15 protein-coding genes and 1 tRNA gene are annotated in these 15,968 nt (G+C 33.8%); 5 read left to right on the top strand and 11 right to left on the bottom strand.

The window, feature by feature from the left end:
- Nucleotides 1–30 precede the first annotated feature (30 nt).
- Nucleotides 31–101: transfer RNA gene (locus GQ40_RS13050), tRNA-Cys, on the top strand.
- Nucleotides 102–333: 232 nt separating this feature from the next.
- Here the strand turns inward: GQ40_RS13050 and GQ40_RS13045 are convergent.
- The 5 genes from GQ40_RS13045 to GQ40_RS13025 form a co-directional block, all read right to left on the bottom strand.
- Nucleotides 334–684: a hypothetical protein gene (locus tag GQ40_RS13045; RefSeq protein ID WP_047549197.1), complete on the bottom strand. Its 351-nt coding sequence runs from the start codon at nt 682–684 to the stop codon at nt 334–336.
- A 10-nt stretch (nt 685–694) separates the two neighbouring features.
- The gene (locus tag GQ40_RS13040; RefSeq protein WP_047549194.1) at nt 695–1,369 is read right to left on the bottom strand and encodes a LysE family translocator; all 675 of its coding nucleotides are present in this window, start codon (nt 1,367–1,369) and stop codon (nt 695–697) included.
- Nucleotides 1,370–1,442: 73 nt separating this feature from the next.
- Nucleotides 1,443–2,114, bottom strand: a complete 672-nt coding sequence (locus GQ40_RS13035; protein WP_047549192.1) for a head GIN domain-containing protein — start codon at nt 2,112–2,114, stop codon at nt 1,443–1,445.
- Between the two features lie 125 nt (nt 2,115–2,239).
- On the bottom strand, nt 2,240–2,533 hold the full coding sequence (locus GQ40_RS13030; protein WP_047549190.1) for a YbjQ family protein: 294 nt from the start codon (nt 2,531–2,533) through the stop codon (nt 2,240–2,242).
- Nucleotides 2,534–2,675: 142 nt separating this feature from the next.
- Nucleotides 2,676–4,916 carry a ribonuclease R family protein gene (locus GQ40_RS13025; RefSeq protein WP_047549187.1) on the bottom strand — a complete coding sequence of 747 codons (2,241 nt, stop codon included), beginning with the start codon at nt 4,914–4,916 and terminating at the stop codon, nt 2,676–2,678.
- Between the two features lie 799 nt (nt 4,917–5,715).
- On the opposite strand from GQ40_RS13025, the gene rpiB reads away from it, so the two are divergent.
- The 4 genes from rpiB to GQ40_RS13005 all read left to right on the top strand — a co-directional run bounded on the left by rpiB (nt 5,716) and on the right by GQ40_RS13005 (nt 8,476).
- Nucleotides 5,716–6,150 carry a ribose 5-phosphate isomerase B gene (gene rpiB, locus GQ40_RS13020; RefSeq protein WP_047549184.1) on the top strand — a complete coding sequence of 145 codons (435 nt, stop codon included), beginning with the start codon at nt 5,716–5,718 and terminating at the stop codon, nt 6,148–6,150.
- A gap of 23 nt (nt 6,151–6,173) precedes the next feature.
- On the top strand, nt 6,174–7,091 hold the full coding sequence (locus GQ40_RS13015; protein ID WP_047549181.1) for a cation diffusion facilitator family transporter: 918 nt from the start codon (nt 6,174–6,176) through the stop codon (nt 7,089–7,091).
- Between the two features lie 107 nt (nt 7,092–7,198).
- Nucleotides 7,199–7,963 carry an SDR family NAD(P)-dependent oxidoreductase gene (locus GQ40_RS13010; protein ID WP_047549178.1) on the top strand — a complete coding sequence of 255 codons (765 nt, stop codon included), beginning with the start codon at nt 7,199–7,201 and terminating at the stop codon, nt 7,961–7,963.
- Between the two features lie 72 nt (nt 7,964–8,035).
- On the top strand, nt 8,036–8,476 hold the full coding sequence (locus GQ40_RS13005) for a GNAT family N-acetyltransferase (RefSeq protein WP_047549175.1): 441 nt from the start codon (nt 8,036–8,038) through the stop codon (nt 8,474–8,476).
- Here GQ40_RS13005 and GQ40_RS13000 read toward each other — a convergent pair.
- The 6 genes from GQ40_RS13000 to GQ40_RS12975 all read right to left on the bottom strand — a co-directional run bounded on the left by GQ40_RS13000 (nt 8,473) and on the right by GQ40_RS12975 (nt 15,966).
- The gene (locus GQ40_RS13000; RefSeq protein ID WP_047549172.1) at nt 8,473–9,336 is read right to left on the bottom strand and encodes an OmpA family protein; all 864 of its coding nucleotides are present in this window, start codon (nt 9,334–9,336) and stop codon (nt 8,473–8,475) included. The two genes, GQ40_RS13005 and GQ40_RS13000, sit on opposite strands and share 4 nt — an antisense overlap.
- Nucleotides 9,337–9,404: 68 nt before the next feature.
- Entirely contained in the window at nt 9,405–11,042 is a 1,638-nt protein-coding gene (locus tag GQ40_RS12995) for a S41 family peptidase (protein WP_047549169.1), read from the bottom strand.
- A 13-nt stretch (nt 11,043–11,055) separates the two neighbouring features.
- Entirely contained in the window at nt 11,056–11,433 is a 378-nt protein-coding gene (rnpA, locus tag GQ40_RS12990) for a ribonuclease P protein component (RefSeq protein ID WP_047549166.1), read from the bottom strand.
- On the bottom strand, nt 11,434–12,243 hold the full coding sequence (locus GQ40_RS12985; protein ID WP_047549162.1) for a S24 family peptidase: 810 nt from the start codon (nt 12,241–12,243) through the stop codon (nt 11,434–11,436).
- A gap of 215 nt (nt 12,244–12,458) precedes the next feature.
- Entirely contained in the window at nt 12,459–14,333 is a 1,875-nt protein-coding gene (locus tag GQ40_RS12980; RefSeq protein ID WP_047549158.1) for a M1 family metallopeptidase, read from the bottom strand.
- A 19-nt stretch (nt 14,334–14,352) separates the two neighbouring features.
- On the bottom strand, nt 14,353–15,966 hold the full coding sequence (locus GQ40_RS12975; protein WP_047549156.1) for a S8 family peptidase: 1,614 nt from the start codon (nt 15,964–15,966) through the stop codon (nt 14,353–14,355).
- Between the last annotated feature and the right edge of the window lie 2 nt (nt 15,967–15,968).

Raw genomic sequence — 15,968 nt, 5'->3', positions numbered from 1 at the left:
AAATACCGAGAACCTTTTAAAATTATAAAGGGTGTCGTGGCCGAGTGGCTAGGCTTTGGTCTGCAACACCAACTACAGCGGTTCGAATCCGCTCGACACCTCTTCAAAGAGTTACTTTTTTAAGTAGCTCTTTTTTTTTATCAAATTTTAAGAAAATTTGTATTAAGAATGATAGCGGTTTAAAAACTATAATCAATAACTCAGAGGAATCTTTAACGCTTGTTAAAGGTTTTTTATTTTTAAATGTTGTTTAAATTTTACAGAGATTACGAATCAAGTGCGGTATGGCAGACGTGCAATTTTTTTACAAGATTCCTGTTTTGACAGTAATTCTTAATTAAACCATACTGCATAACGTTGTCTCCTCAACTCTAAAGCAAGAGTCTCTTCCATTTTTAGAGCTTCTGCTCTAGTTGCGATTGGATTGATGTGGTTATACAAACTTGGTCTTAAATAATTACCATATTTTTCAACAATATTTGCTGAAATCTTATAGCCTTTTTTATTGCGATGCCCAGTTTTATGTTGTAGAAAGCGCTCTTTTGGTGTTTTACTGGTCATGCCAACATAGAGACATTCTAAAATACCATTAAATTGAGGGTTTGCGTCTCTAAATTTTCTGTTTTCAGTATAAACTCGTTTTGATAATTCTACGACGTAAATGCGGTATTCGGTTTTTGCCATCGAGATATTTTTATAAACGATGTTCTATTTCATCTTGAAGTCTTTCAGCTCCTTTTGGAAAAATACCTCTTATCAATAGCAATACTCCAAAACCTAATATAACCAGTGAAACGATTTTTTTGGTTTTAAAAATAAGTCGTGGTGTGAGTTTACTTCTTAAACGTTTTGCAGCAGCTATTTTAAGTAAATCAATTAAAAAATATACAACGAGTATGGTAATTACAAAAGTATACAATCCTTGTTTGGTTTCAGTAATAGTGTTGCCTGCAGCAATAAATATAAGCCAACCAATGAGAACTCCAATGTTCACAAAGTTTAGAAAAAATCCTTTAAAAAAAAGCTTACCATATTCATTTTTTTTAATTTGAACTTTATGGTATTCTTTAACAATAGACCGAAAAGATTTAGAGGTCTTTATAAATGAAATAACACCATAAACCACTAATATGACACCTCCAAAAATGAGAAAATTAGGGTCATCCTCAATTTTATCTATAAGGTTATTGGTACTATAAAGTGCTAGAACAATAAAAATTATATCAGCAAAAATAACTCCTAAATCAAATATTAAAGCACTTTTAAATCCTTTGGTAGCACCAGTCTCAAGCAACACGAAAAATACTGGACCTATCGTGAATGCGAGAAATATTCCAAAAGGAATTGCTGCTAATATATCATCAAACATAGTTTAGGAAATAGCTTTCCTACAAAGCTAATAAAAAAAAGACGCTAACTCAACTACAATTAGCATTGCATTTCTACATACGTTTAATTGTACCTCCTAAAGTGGTTTTTTCTTTTACGTGTTCTGGATTTCCGTAGATTTTAATATCACCTCCAGCGGTAATTCTAGCATCGACCGTTTTTGACGCATTAACATCTGCCTCTCCAGCTGCTTTGATATTGACCGCTGTATTCTTGGTCTCAAATGCTTTGCCCTCATAAATACCTCCAGTATTAAGTGTAATCTTTTGAGAAATTGCTTTACCTCTAGTTTCTACGATACCTCCTGTGACTGCTCTAATATCTACTTGATCTACATCTAAACCTATTTTTAAATGTGCACCTTCTTGAGCCTTAAGTTGTATTTGGTTTTGCTCAATAAGTTCGTTGGATGTGATAAAAGCACCTTCGTTACCATCAATAATATCAAGCTGTTTGTAATAAACCGAAACAAATGTGCGGTCACCGTTAAATATTTTATCAAATTTCATACGGATTTTTAGCTTCCCGTCTTTATTTACAACCTCAACATCTTGTATGTCATCTCCCGTAATTTCAACCTTTGCCTCGTTTGACTTAATGAGATTGACTGCTATTAAATCGTAGACCTTAATTTCATTAAAATCGGCAACATCCTTTTCTTTAGGGTTTTGTGCTGTTAAAATTGAAGTTACAAAAAGTAGTGCGAGTGTATAAAAAGTTTTCATCTTATTCCGTTTTAATGTATTTACGTTTGATTCCTGTAGTAAAGATGAAAAGAAAGGTAAATTGTTACAGTTTTAAGTAAGTAAATTGTACTTATATAAAATTACTTGAGCAAGAAACATAGTTTTTAAGCAACACTAACAGCGGTTCCTGTTACCGAAACAAAAAAATAAGATCCAGCCTCGGTTTCAATATCTACAGTAATACCTACCACTGCATTTGCTTTAAGTTGGCTTGCATGCGCTTGCATTTTTTGAAAAGCCTTTTCTTTTGCCTGGCTCATTAAATCATCCATCATGCTTAAGTTCTTTTCTGTCTTGAACGAGAATTTTGTTTTCAATTCTGCAGATGTTCCTGATACAATCCCTTTGTATTCAACTATCTTAAATCCTTCGATGGAATTTGTGGTGGTTAAAATCATGTCTAATTTTTTTTATATGAGTACTCTTTTCTTCGGAAATGTTACAACTAAAAAAGAAGTGCTACTAAATTAAATATTCTCTTTTGAATATCTAATATAATAGCACAATTGTTCAATTTATCATATTTCTGAAGTAAAAAAATTACTCCTCAATATGTTTACCTATCAATGTGAAATCTAAATGTTTTTTCACTAAATCGGTGTCTTTTACCTTAACAACGACTTCATCACCAAGTTGGTACATGGTTTTTGAATTTTTGCCAATTAATGCATAATGATCTTCGTCAAACTGGTAATGGTCATCTTTCATATCGCGAACGCTTACCATACCTTCACATTTATTCTCGATGATCTCTACGTAAATTCCCCAATCTGTCACACCAGAAATCACACCAACAAAATTCTCGTTTTTATGATCTTCCATAAAACGAATTTGCATGTATTTGATGGAATCTCTTTCGGCTTTAGTAGCTAGATTTTCCATGTTACTGGAATGGTTACATTTTTCTTCGTAGACTTCTTCACTTAAAGATTTTCCTCCATCAAGATAATGCTGCAACAAGCGATGCGCCATTACATCTGGATAACGACGAATTGGTGAGGTAAAATGACTGTAATAGTCAAATGCCAAACCGTAATGACCAATATTATCTGTAGAATATTCTGCCTTACTCATTGTGCGAATGGTTAAGGTATCTACGAGGTTTTGCTCTTTCTTACCGTTAACATCCTTTAAAAGATTATTTAATGAATTGGAGACACTTTTTCTATCTTTAAAATTGAGTTTATAACCAAAACGCCCAACTACGTTTTGCAATGCAGCAAGTTTTTCGTCACTTGGTTCATCGTGTACACGATATACAAAAGTTTTCTTTTGTTTACCAACAAACTCTCCTACTTTTTTGTTTGCTAAAAGCATAAATTCCTCTATTAACTTATTAGCATCTTTACTGGTTTTAAAGTAGACTCCTACTGGATTTGCTTCTTGGTCTAAATTAAATTTTACCTCAACTTTATCAAAAGAAATCGCTCCTTGGTTCATGCGTTTTCGACGCATGATCTTAGCCAACTCATCAAGTTTCAAAGTGGCTTGGGCAACTGCTTGTGTGGTTTTATATTCTTTTTCTGTAAGAGAAACTTCCGAAGGAATAGTTAAATCTATTTTATCTGGGTTGTTTAAAATATCTGCTCTGTTTAGTCCCAGATTATTTTCAATAATGGCTTGTGCTTCTTCGTAAGCAAAACGAGCATCAGAATAGGTTACCGTTCTACCAAACCATTGGTCTTTTATCTCTGCTTTTTCATTCATTTTAAATACTGCAGAAAACGTATATTTTTCTTCATTTGGACGTAATGAACATGCTCCATTTGAGAGAATCTCTGGCAACATTGGTACGACTCTATCTACTAAATATACAGATGTTGCACGCTCGTAAGCTTCATCATCTAAAATAGTTCCTTCCTGTAAATAGTGCGAAACGTCTGCAATATGAATCCCTATTTCAAACAAACCATCGTCCAAAACCTTAAAGGATAAGGCGTCATCAAAATCTTTGGCATCTTTTGGATCTATGGTAAAGGTTAAATCTTTACGCATATCACGACGTTTTGCTATTTCTTCGGGTTTAATTTCTAAATCTATTTTATTAGCAAAATCCTCAACCTCTTGAGGGAATTCTAATGGTAACCCATATTCTGCTAAAATAGCATGGATTTCGGTGTTGTGTTCTCCTGGTTTTCCAAGAACTTTTAAAACTTTACCAGAAGGAGAGTCGGCTTTTTCTGGCCATTCTTCTAGAGATACTAATACTTTGTCACCATCTTCTGCTTTATTGATTTTATTGATTGGCACAAAAATATCTGTGTACATTTTATTACCATCAACTACTACAAAGGCGAAATTCTTTTTCTGGTGGATCTGGATCACACCAACGTATTCACTTTTTGCGCGTTTAATAATGTTGGTGACTTCACCTTCTAGTTTACCTTTTTTTCTACGTTTGTACGCATAAAACTCAACTTCATCACCATGAAGGGCTTTGTTCATGTTATTTGAGGCGATATAAACATCGTCTTCAAAATCATCGCTAATAATATATCCAGCACCTCTAGATGCCATATCTACGCGACCTAAGTGATATTCGGTATTAACTATGGCTTTAAATTTACCACGTTCTATTTCTTCAATCTCTTGCTTAGCTTTGAGCTCTTGAAGTTTTTTTATAATTTGATTTCTACTACTGGCATCATTAACACCAATTTTAGCAGCTATTTGTTTATAATTAAAGGTTGAATTTCTATCTTTTTTTAAAATACTTAGAATTGTATTTGTTAAGTTGGAAATCTTGTTGTTTGAAGGTTTCCTGTGTTTCTTTTTACTCATTTAATTTGTAATCATTTCATTTCCCAAAAGTGTTGGGAATTCTTTATTGTTCAACTTAATATAGGAGGAGAGAAGCTATTAAGTTTATGCAAATCTACGGTTTAATTTTTTAATGGTGTTTCTATAGGGTTAAATTATTGAAAAAGAGCTGTTAAATTGTTATTTACAATAATTCTCATTTTAAACAAAAATAATAATTTCCACACTTATCAACATATATATACATATCATCATTTTTCTTTTAAAATTTAAAAAATAAAATGGTGGTTATTATAGTCTGTTAATAGTGGCTATAACTTTTTAAAGGTTTGCTTTGATAAGTGACTTATGAGAAGTACTTAATATTTAGTTAACATTAACTTTACGTTTAAAACATTGATTTATAATCAAATTTATAACGCTATTAACAGCTGTTCATAACCTATGTTGACAACTCAAACTTAATAAGTATTTTAGATTTTTGTGTTAGTATGTTATCAAATCAATGCTAATAACTTCATCGCAAAAAAGGGCTAACTTTTTTGGATATGACCATCTTCATTTTGATTGGAAAATTTACTGGATATTCCTAATTTTAGTTTTAAAGACTTGTGAACAGTTATTAACAAGTAATGAATAGAAAAGGCAAGGGATGTTAACACAGCTTATTTCCGAAGAAAAGAACGTTAATACCAAACCTATTAATTTTGAATAACTATGTGGTTTATCCCTCGGTTTTGTTATGAGCAATTATTAACTTTGAGGTTATAAACAACTGTTGATTTCCATTTTCACGGAAACTAATTTAAAATTCAAATTGATGACAATTTCAATAGGTAACGATCACGCAGGAACCGAGTATAAACAAGCTATTCTAGCGCATTTAAAAGCTAAAGGTTATACTGTTAATAACTACGGAACAAATACAGATGACAGTGTTGACTACCCAGATTTTGTGCATCCGGTAGCGACAGATGTGTCTAATAAAAAGGTTGATTTCGGAATTTTAATCTGCGGAAGTGCCAACGGTGTCGCAATCACTGCCAACAAACATCAACACGTTAGAGCTGGTATTTGCTGGATCAAGGAAATTACAGAACTCACAAGACAACATAATAATGCAAACATTTGTTGTATTCCTGCAAGATTCACAGCATTACAACAAGCCATCCAAATAGTTGATACATTTTTAAATACTGAATTTGAAGGTGGTCGTCACCAAAAACGTGTGGATAAAATTCCTATTTCACACTAGATTTTAGTTTAAATTAGATTTTAATGGGTCATTCACATTCGCATAGCCATTCGCATTCTCATGGCGATCTAAGAGGTAGAAATCTTATCATCTCTATTCTTTTAAACATTGTAATCACAGTAGCTCAAGTTATTGGCGGATTACTTTCTGGCAGTTTATCTCTGTTAAGTGATGCACTCCATAATTTTAGTGATGTGATATCACTTATTGTAAGTTATATTGCAAATAGACTTTCTAAACAAGAGGCTTCTCTTAAAAAAACATTTGGCTATAAACGTGCAGAAATTTTAGCTGCATTTATTAATGCAGCTACGCTTATTATTGTTGCCATTTTATTGATTGTAGAAGCGGTAGAGCGTTTTCAGAATCCTCAAGAAATTGAATCTGACCTTGTGATTTGGCTATCGTTCATAGCTATTTTAGGTAATGGTTTTAGTGTGCTATTACTCAAAAAAGACAGTAAGTCCAACATGAACATGAAAAGCGCATATCTGCATTTATTAACAGATATGATGGCTAGTGTAGCAGTCTTGATAGGAGGTTTAGTGATGAAATATTATCAATTATTTTGGGTAGATAGTGCTCTTACATTAGCGATTGCTCTATATCTTATTTTTATGGGTTACGATTTATTGAAAAATTCATTTAAGGTATTGATGTTATTTACGCCAGATGAAATTCCAATTAAGGATATCGTTATGGAGATCCAGCAAATAGAAGCCATAAAAAATGTGCATCACGTACATATTTGGCAATTAAATGAAGAAGAAATTCATTTTGAGGCGCATATAGATTTTGAAGTGGATATTAACTTATCACAATTTGATGTTATTCTACATGAAATAGAAGAACTGGTGTTTCATAACTTCGGAATAAATCACGTGAACATCCAACCAGAATTTGGTAAATGCGATGTTAAGGATGTCATTGTTCAAGACTAAATACAATTACTGTAATCCTTAATTAGAAATCTATTTTTATTAAAATTTTGATTTTTTGCGTCAATACTGACTTGTGTATTAAGTTATATTGACTAAAAAATTTTAAAATGGAAAGATTCAAAAATAAAGTTGCCATTATTACAGGTGGTTCAGGGAGTATTGGTTTTAATACAGCTAAGCAGTTGGCAAAAGAAGGTGCAAAAATTCTTTTGGTAGATATAGATGAGGATGCTCTAAAAGAAAAAGTAGAGACAGCAAAAAGTAATGATTTAGAAATGTCGTATGCTGTTGCAGATGTTACAAAAAGTAAAGATGTAGAACAGTATGTAGAAACTTGCATAGAACGCTATAAAAAAATTGACATATTTTTCAATAATGCTGGTATAGAAGGAGTTGTTAAGCCAATCCAGGAATATCCAGAAGAGGAGTTTGATAAAGTAATCGCGGTAAATGTTAAAGGCGTTTATCTTGGTATGAAATATGTTATTCCAAAAATTGAAGATGGCGGTAGTATTGTAATTAGTTCTTCGGTAGCAGGATTACAGGGTACTGCGGGAATGATTGGATATATAACCAGTAAGCATGCCACCATAGGGATTATGAGAACTGCAGCATTAGAATTAGGTAAGCGTAAGGTTAGAGTAAATACTATTAATCCTGGTGTTGTAGATAATCGTATGATGCGCTCATTAGAAGACGGTCTTAATCCTGGTCACGGTGATGATGTTAAAGAAAACTTTGAAAAACAAATTCCGTTAGGCAGATATGCAAAACCGGAAGATATAACTCAAATGGCCTGCTTTCTATTTAGTGATGATGCCAGTTATTGTCATGGTAGCGTATTTGTAGTTGATGGTGGTATGCAAGCGTAATCAATAAAGACGTTTTTTACATAATTTTAGATATTTAATTTTTTTACTTTTACAACACTATTAAAACTAATAATGACGATAGAAGTAAAAACATTTGATGAGTTAAATACTAAGGAACTCTATGATCTTCTTCAATTAAGAAGTGAAGTCTTTGTTGTTGAACAAGATTGTGTTTATCAAGATATTGATGGCAAAGATCAAAAAGCATTGCACGTTATCGGTTTTAAAAATGAAAATGTAGTTGCTTATACAAGAATTTTTAAACCTGGTGATTATTTTGAATATGCGAGTATTGGTAGAGTAGTGGTGAGCCAAAAAGAACGTAAACACAAATATGGTTATGATATTATGAAAGCTTCCGTAGAAGCTATAAAAACCAATTATAATGTAACAGTCATCAAAATTTCTGCACAAACGTATTTAAAACGGTTTTATAATAATCTAGAATTTTTTGAAGTAGGAGAGGAGTACCTTGAAGATGGTATCCCACACATTGGGATGGTTAGAGATTAATTGTTATCTCTAATTGTAGTTTCACCCACGTAAGTGATTAAAATTTCCACACGACGATCCAATTTTGGTTCGCCACCTAACGGAAATTTTCTACGCATACCAACATATTTCATCCGCCTTTTATTAACACCTTTTTTAGCTAAATAATCGTATATAAATTTTGCCCTGGCAACAGAAAGATTACGTTTTTTAGTTTGACGATCAATAGCATCTCTACTATTTTGTGTACAGCAAACATGACCTTGTATTGTGAAATATAGATCTTTACGCTCTACAAGTATATCTGCAATTTCTTTAAGCGTTGCTTTAGATTCTGGTAATAGTTTGCTGTAACCTGTTTTGAACAAAATATTATTAAGTTCAAATTTATCACCTGCTTTGAGTTCTCCTTTTAGAATTTCTTTGGCTTCTCGCTGTTTTGCTTCCGCAACTTCTGGAGTATCCTTTGGTTTTGGTGGAAAAACAGAAGATACTATAATTTCGACTTTTCGGTTTAATCCTCTTATTTTGCTTACGTCATCTTCTTTTATCAATTTTAGTAAGATTTTACCTTTCCCGTCTACATTTGTAATAACGGACTCGTCAAACTCGTTATTAGAAAAAATAGTTTTTATAGAATTAGCTCTTTCCTGAGATAGATTTAAGTTATAAGTATCACTCCCACGGTCATCAGTAAAACCGTAAATAGATATTTTTGCAATGTCCATACCTTCAATCTCAGAAAGAAAAATCAACAACCTATTATGCTCTGTAGGAGGTACTTCAAATTTATCGGTCTCAAAATAGACTTCATGAGTCATCTCCTTTTGAGCAATCAAAAGTTGGGTGAATAGTAGTGTTATTAGTAGTAGATTTTTCATATTAGGTGTTGACAACAAAAAATTAAATATAGATTTTTTTGATGTTTTCGTCAAATTTAATATCAATATCAATCTAAATATCCTAAATAATTAGATGGATTTGTAAGTATTTCTACTCCTTTCTGAATTTCGAAATTGTTTGCTACGTAATATTTATAAAGACCTTCTCTATAGAAATAGCGTTTTACAATTTCATCAGATAGTAAAGATAGTAATTGCGTTTTGTTATCATCTATAGCTTTGCTTTTATAAGTATTTAGTGACGAAATCAGGTTAGAATAATCATCATTAATTTCAGTATTTAATTCTTCTTCTTTAGCAACGATAAGTGCATTTGCAAATGCTTTTTCGGTTTTGGTTTCGAAGCTAAAATTATTTGCCTTTAAGAAATTCTTAAAGCTGTTAAATTCTGCATCTCTAAGCTCAAATTTCATAATATCATCTGGAGCAGGATGGTTATAGTAATATTCCGTAGCATATTTAAAAATTAGGTTATCCTCTAAAATTGCTTTGGTTATTGGGCTTAACACAGTTGCATCTAATTCTAGGTCTGGTTGTACACCTCCACCATCATAAACGGTTCTTCCTTTTTTTGTTTTAAAGGCATTGTAATTTTCTTGTTTGGTACGGGTTGCTTTTCCGTTTTCATCACGATTCCAGTAATCAAGCGCTTGTATACAACGACCAGAAGGGGTGTAGTATCTAGAAATAGTAATTTTCATTTGGGTACCGTAGGTTAATTTTTTTGGACGCTGTACGAGACCTTTTCCAAAACTACGAGCCCCAATAACCACTGCTCTATCCAAATCCTGCAATGCACCAGATACAATCTCACTGGCAGATGCACTTGATCCATCAATTAATACAACTAAAGGAATTTCGGTATCAATCGGTTCTTTAGAGGTGTAATAGGTTTTATTGTATTTTTCTACTTTAGATTTTGTTGTAACGACCAATTGATTTTTTGGCACAAAAATATTGGTCACATTTACCGCTTCTCTTAACAATCCGCCAGGATTTCCACGTAGATCGAGAATCAGTTTTTTTGCTCCTTGGTTTTTAAGATCACGAAGCGCTGTTATGGTTTCTGATGATGTTTTCTCGTTAAATTTCCGAAGAACAATATATCCAATGTTTTCATTAATCATCGAGTAGTGTGGTACTGCGTGAATATCTACTGCTTCACGTTGTATCGTTGCATTTTGCGTTTTTCCCTGTCTAACATACGTGACCTCAACACTGGTTCCTGCACCACCTTGAAGTAGATTTCCTGCATCATCCTTAAAATCTGCAACTGTTACGTTATCTACTTTTATAATCTCGTCACCAGCTTTTAATCCCGCTTTATCTGCAGCATAATCTTTGTATGGCTCTATAATGACCAAACGATCTTTAAGAGTCAAGACATTAGCACCAATACCAGTATAATCTCCAGCATTATTGATTCTTGCAGATTCTACATCCTGTTCATTATAATAATTTGTGTAAGGGTCAAGATCCTCTAACATACTTTTTATTGCAGTATCCATCAAATCTCCAGGATTGGTCTCATCAACATAATTCATGTTGAGTTCTTTAAAAAGCGTTGTGAAAATCTCTATTTGTTTAGCAATTTCAAAAAAATCGCTTTTAAAAGCAGATCCGCTAATAAAAATGGTCAATGCGAAAACCGGAATTAAAACACGTTTTTGTAGTAATCTTTTCATTTGAAAATATCGTTTATATAGCAGACACTTTTTTGGAAAATGCCTCTAACAGTTGTTTCATTTTTTTTTCTACGGAAGCAAAATCCGTTCCATCTTTACCAATGTACAAAATCATTAACGCATAACAAGGCGAAATGTTGTTAAAATACTCAGCTTTATTTAGACGATAAGCTTCTCTTAATAAGCGTTTGATACGATTTCTATCAACAGCTTTTTTGAAATTACGCTTACTTACAGAAACGCCCGTTTTAAATTGTGTACCATCCTCAAAATTAGATTCTAAATATACCATGCGTAATGGATAGGCACTAACCGATTTCCCTTCGGAAAACAGCTGTTCTATCAACTTCTGGCTTTTGAGTTTTTCTTTTTTGGAGTAAGAAAACGACATCTAATTATTAGAGTTTTTGGATACAAATTGCTTAAGATTAACAATTTGACTTTCTAGCTCGTGAAGCCTATCGTAAACATCGTCAGGTTCTGGCATTTGTTTAGAGGCGAACATCTTAACGTACCAGATTTCCATAATATCTTCTGCGTTTATGGTAAAGGTTGGATAGTTTCCGTCTTTATTATCGCTCTTTAAGATGAGCTTGCCTTGCTCTTCAATACGGTTAATGACTCGTTTTAAAACGACACCATCATTCTTACTAATGATGATATAAACGCGACCATTTTTAATATCCTTAAAATCTTCTACATAACGACCAAAAACCATATCACCATCAAAAAATGTACGCACCATAGAGTTGCCTTGTACTTCAAAACATCTAAAAGTGCCATTGGTTAATTGAGGCATATGAAATGCAGGTAGGGTTTCAATAAACTCTGCATCACCATAACCATTTAAATATCCAGCTCTTGCTTTTGCGGGTACGTAAACCACATTTTCTTCACCTTCTGATGTTGTGGAAATCACCTTGGGCATTCCAGAATATGTTTGAATTGATGAGGTATCGCTTTTTAGCATTGCAGGACTTTTTCCGAAGAGATAATCAGGGTTAATCTCAAATTCATTTATAATCGCAGAAAGCACATCGTAGCCAGGTTTTGTTTTTTTGCGAGAACCATCTTGCTGTGGTCTTCCGTTAACGATACTGTCTATGGTAGTTCCCGTAACACCTATTCGTTTTGAAAACGCATAATTATTAAGATTAAAATGGTTAATAATGGCGGTGATTTTCTCGTCAATTGATTCCATAATATTAAAAGATAATAACAAACTTTTTTAGTAAAAAGCAATGTTATTTATTTACTCGCTAAGATACTTAAATTAGTGAAAAATCAAACATTTGTGAGGTTTTATAAGTTATAATTGGCGTTTCGAAAACTCAATTATGATCTTTGAAGATGTCCTTAAATAAAAAAAGCTACAGGTTTTAAACTGTAGCTTTTTTTATTTAACGTGATATGATATTAGTTTGCCATTTTAGGATACATATTATCATCCTGCTTCACATCTGCCATCATTCCTGTTGGATCAATCTGAACAGATTGTACAGCTTTAGACGTTTCTAGACTATAGGTTGGATATGCCCAAGCCCAATCATCTTTTACAGTCGCTGAAGTTGCCTTTGCACCGCGCATCATACGTAATGGAATATAAAAATCTTCGGTAGAACCATCTGTATAAGTCACAGTTAAATCTATTGGCATAGGCATTGCACCTAAACGCTTTAAAGTTATGGTATTACCCTCAACAGATTTTACAGCATAATCAATAGTATTTGTGGTTTGTCCAAAATCCATCAAGTACCAATCCAGTTCCATACCAGAAATACGCTCTGCAGTTCTCACAAAATCCATTGGTTTAGGATGTTTAAATGACCATTCTTCAAAATATTTTTTTATTGTTTTTTTCAAATTATCCTCACCAATAATATAACCTAATTGAGAGATGAAAACAGAACCTTTGCTATATGCAGAAATCCCGTACGCCTGATTAATATTATAGCGATCTGCATGCGTGGTCAACGGTTGCTCAACACCAGAATTTGCCAAATAAGAATACCCACGATAAGAACCGCTTAATGGGTTATCTTTTTTATTATCCATGATCTCATTCATTGCCAAATCAGAAATATAACTTGTAAAGCCTTCGTCCATCCACTCGTGCTTAGCTTCATTGGTTGCCAATAAAAATTGGAACCAAGTATGTGCCATTTCGTGAGCAGTCACTCCAACCAAACTCCCATAACTACGTTTCCCTGTTATGAGTGTTGACATTGCATATTCCATTCCGCCATCACCACCTTGAATCACAGAGTATTGGTCATAAGGATATTTACCAATGTGCTCACTAAAATACTGCATCAACTCCACAGTTTTAGGTTGCATTTTTTTCCAGTTTTCTAAATTCTCTTTAGGTAAATCTTTTTTATACAAGAAGTGAAGCATCGGTCCTTTTGGAACTTGCATCGTGTCATGAATATAATCTTTATCTGCAGCCCAGGTAAAATCGTGCACGTTTGGCGCCACAAAATGCCAAGTATTGGTTTTACCTTTATTACGTTTTACTTTGTCTTCGGAAATGTAACCGTAACCAATTTCATCTGCATTTTGCAAATTACCGGTACCTCCAAGAATATAATCTTTGTCAATAGTGATTTTTACATCAAAATTTCCCCAAACACCGTAAAACTCGCGTGCTATGTAAGGATCTGCGTGCCAACCTTCGTCATCATACTCTGCTAATTTTGGGTACCATTGTGTCATAGAAAGTGCAACACCTTCCGCATTGTTACGTCCAGAACGACGAATTTGTACTGGCACTTGGCCAGTAAACTCCATATCAAACTCAACGGTGTCGCCAGCTTCAATTGGTGAATCCAAATCAACAATCATCACAGTACCTTCAATCTCATAATTTAAAGTTTTACCCTCAAGTTTTAGAGATTTTACTTTGATAAAACCGATCTCGTCATCTTTTAATTTTGAGATACGACTTTCGTAAATAGGCTTTTCTTTAGTGCCCAGATTATTGGTCATTCTACCATCTGGATCTTGGATACTTTGTAAACGTGCATCCATTTCACTATTGGGCTGAAAGGCATTAAAATACAAATGATAATACACACGATTTAGGTCATCGGGAGAGTTATTGGTGTATTCAATATTTTGTTTCCCCGTAAATTGATAGGTCTTGACGTCCATATCAATCTCCATGGTATAATCAGCTTGTTGTTGCCAATAATGGTCTGTTTTATATTCTATTTTAGCGTCTTGTGCATTTATTTCCGAAGAAAAAAATGTGATACACAACACTACTATTATACTTAATCTAAGTTTCATAAATATCTGTTCTTCGGAATTATTTTGCCATTTGGGATGCCATAATTAAGGCGTTGTATGCGTTCACTATTCTTCCAGATTTTGAAATCTCGGTAAGTGATTTTGCTTGTTTATCTGCACCAACGGTAACTTTAGCTTTGATAGGCAAACCAGAATCCATTATAATTTTCTTAACCTGTGAAGCAGTCAAACTAGGGTATTGCGAACGAATGAGCGCTGCAACTCCTGCAACATTTGGTGCTGCCATTGAGGTACCACTATTGAGCTCGTAAGTGTTATTTGGCATGGTAGAATAGATGTCACTACCTGGAGCAAAAACGTCAACATTTACTTTTCCGAAGTTAGAAAAAGAAGACACCATATTTGAGCCATAGCTCTCGGTTAGTGCACCAACGGTAATCACATTGTCTGAAACTTCTGGTCCCGTGCCAACTGCATCATTTGGGAAGTTTGGTTTAACGTCGATATCTTCACTGTCATTTCCTGCAGCATGTACAAAAAGCACATCTTTTTCCGCAGCATATTTTAATGCATCTCTTACCCACTCACTATGTGGTGAGAAGGATTTACCAAAACTTGCGTTAATTACTTTTGCGCCATTATCAGCAGCATAACGAATTGCCAATGCAACGTCTTTATCGTACTCATCACCATTTGGAGTTGAGCGAATTGCCATAATTTGAACATTGTTGGCAACACCGTTCATGCCTTTGTTATTGTTACGTTCTGCAGCGATAATTCCAGAAACGTGCGTCCCGTGACTCTCGGTTAATTTTGAAGGTCTTGGATTATTGTTACCGTAACCTGGAGAATCGTTTAAATCATTTGGATCATCTCCCGTAGTACGACCTTTCAAGTCTTTATTTAGGTTCACATTGAGACGTTCTGTAATACTATCCAATCCATCTTTTAATTCTTTTTTCGCTTTTGACATGGACTCTAGATCATTGCCATACACAAATTGAGCTACTTGCACTGCTTGGGCTAATTTCTCATCCTCACTTTTTATGGCAAGAACCTCACTTTTTGTATAATCTGATTTACCAAAATGAGCGGTTAAAATCTCATCTGCAGTATTGATTTGTTGAAGGATTTGCTCATACTGTGTTTTGTAGCCTGTATATTTTTGGTATTCACTATTGTATAGTGCTTCAGCCTCTGCGTATCTTGGATTACTTGTATCACCAGAAACAAGGAGTCTAACGTACTCTAGTTGCTCGTCGTAACCGTCTCCAACGAAGTTCCAACCGTGGATATCATCAACATAACCGTTATTATCGTCGTCTTTTCCGTTATTTGGGATTTCATCACTGTTGGTCCAGATCACACCATCTAAATCCTCGTGGTCGATATCTGTACCACTATCAATTACAGCAACGATTACTGTCTTTCCTTTTTTGTTTTTTACGATTTCATCATAAGCCTTATTAACACTCATACCGGGAATAGTGTCTTTTGCTAAATCTAAATGAGACCACATGTTCTTTTGAGTCTCAGTAAGTGGCGCCTCTTTAATTGGAGATGTATCAATATTCTCAATTGGTGTAGACAGCACACCTGTTGTTGATCCACAACCAAATAATAGGGTTGATAAGAATAATGTGTATAAAAATGGTTTAAAAATGTACTTCATAA

The sequence above is a fragment of the Psychroserpens sp. Hel_I_66 genome, from assembly GCF_000799465.1.
In the GTDB taxonomy this organism is placed as follows: domain Bacteria; phylum Bacteroidota; class Bacteroidia; order Flavobacteriales; family Flavobacteriaceae; genus Psychroserpens.
The sequence above is the reverse complement of the archived record's forward strand: the minus strand, read 5'-3'. Positions and strand labels throughout refer to the sequence as shown.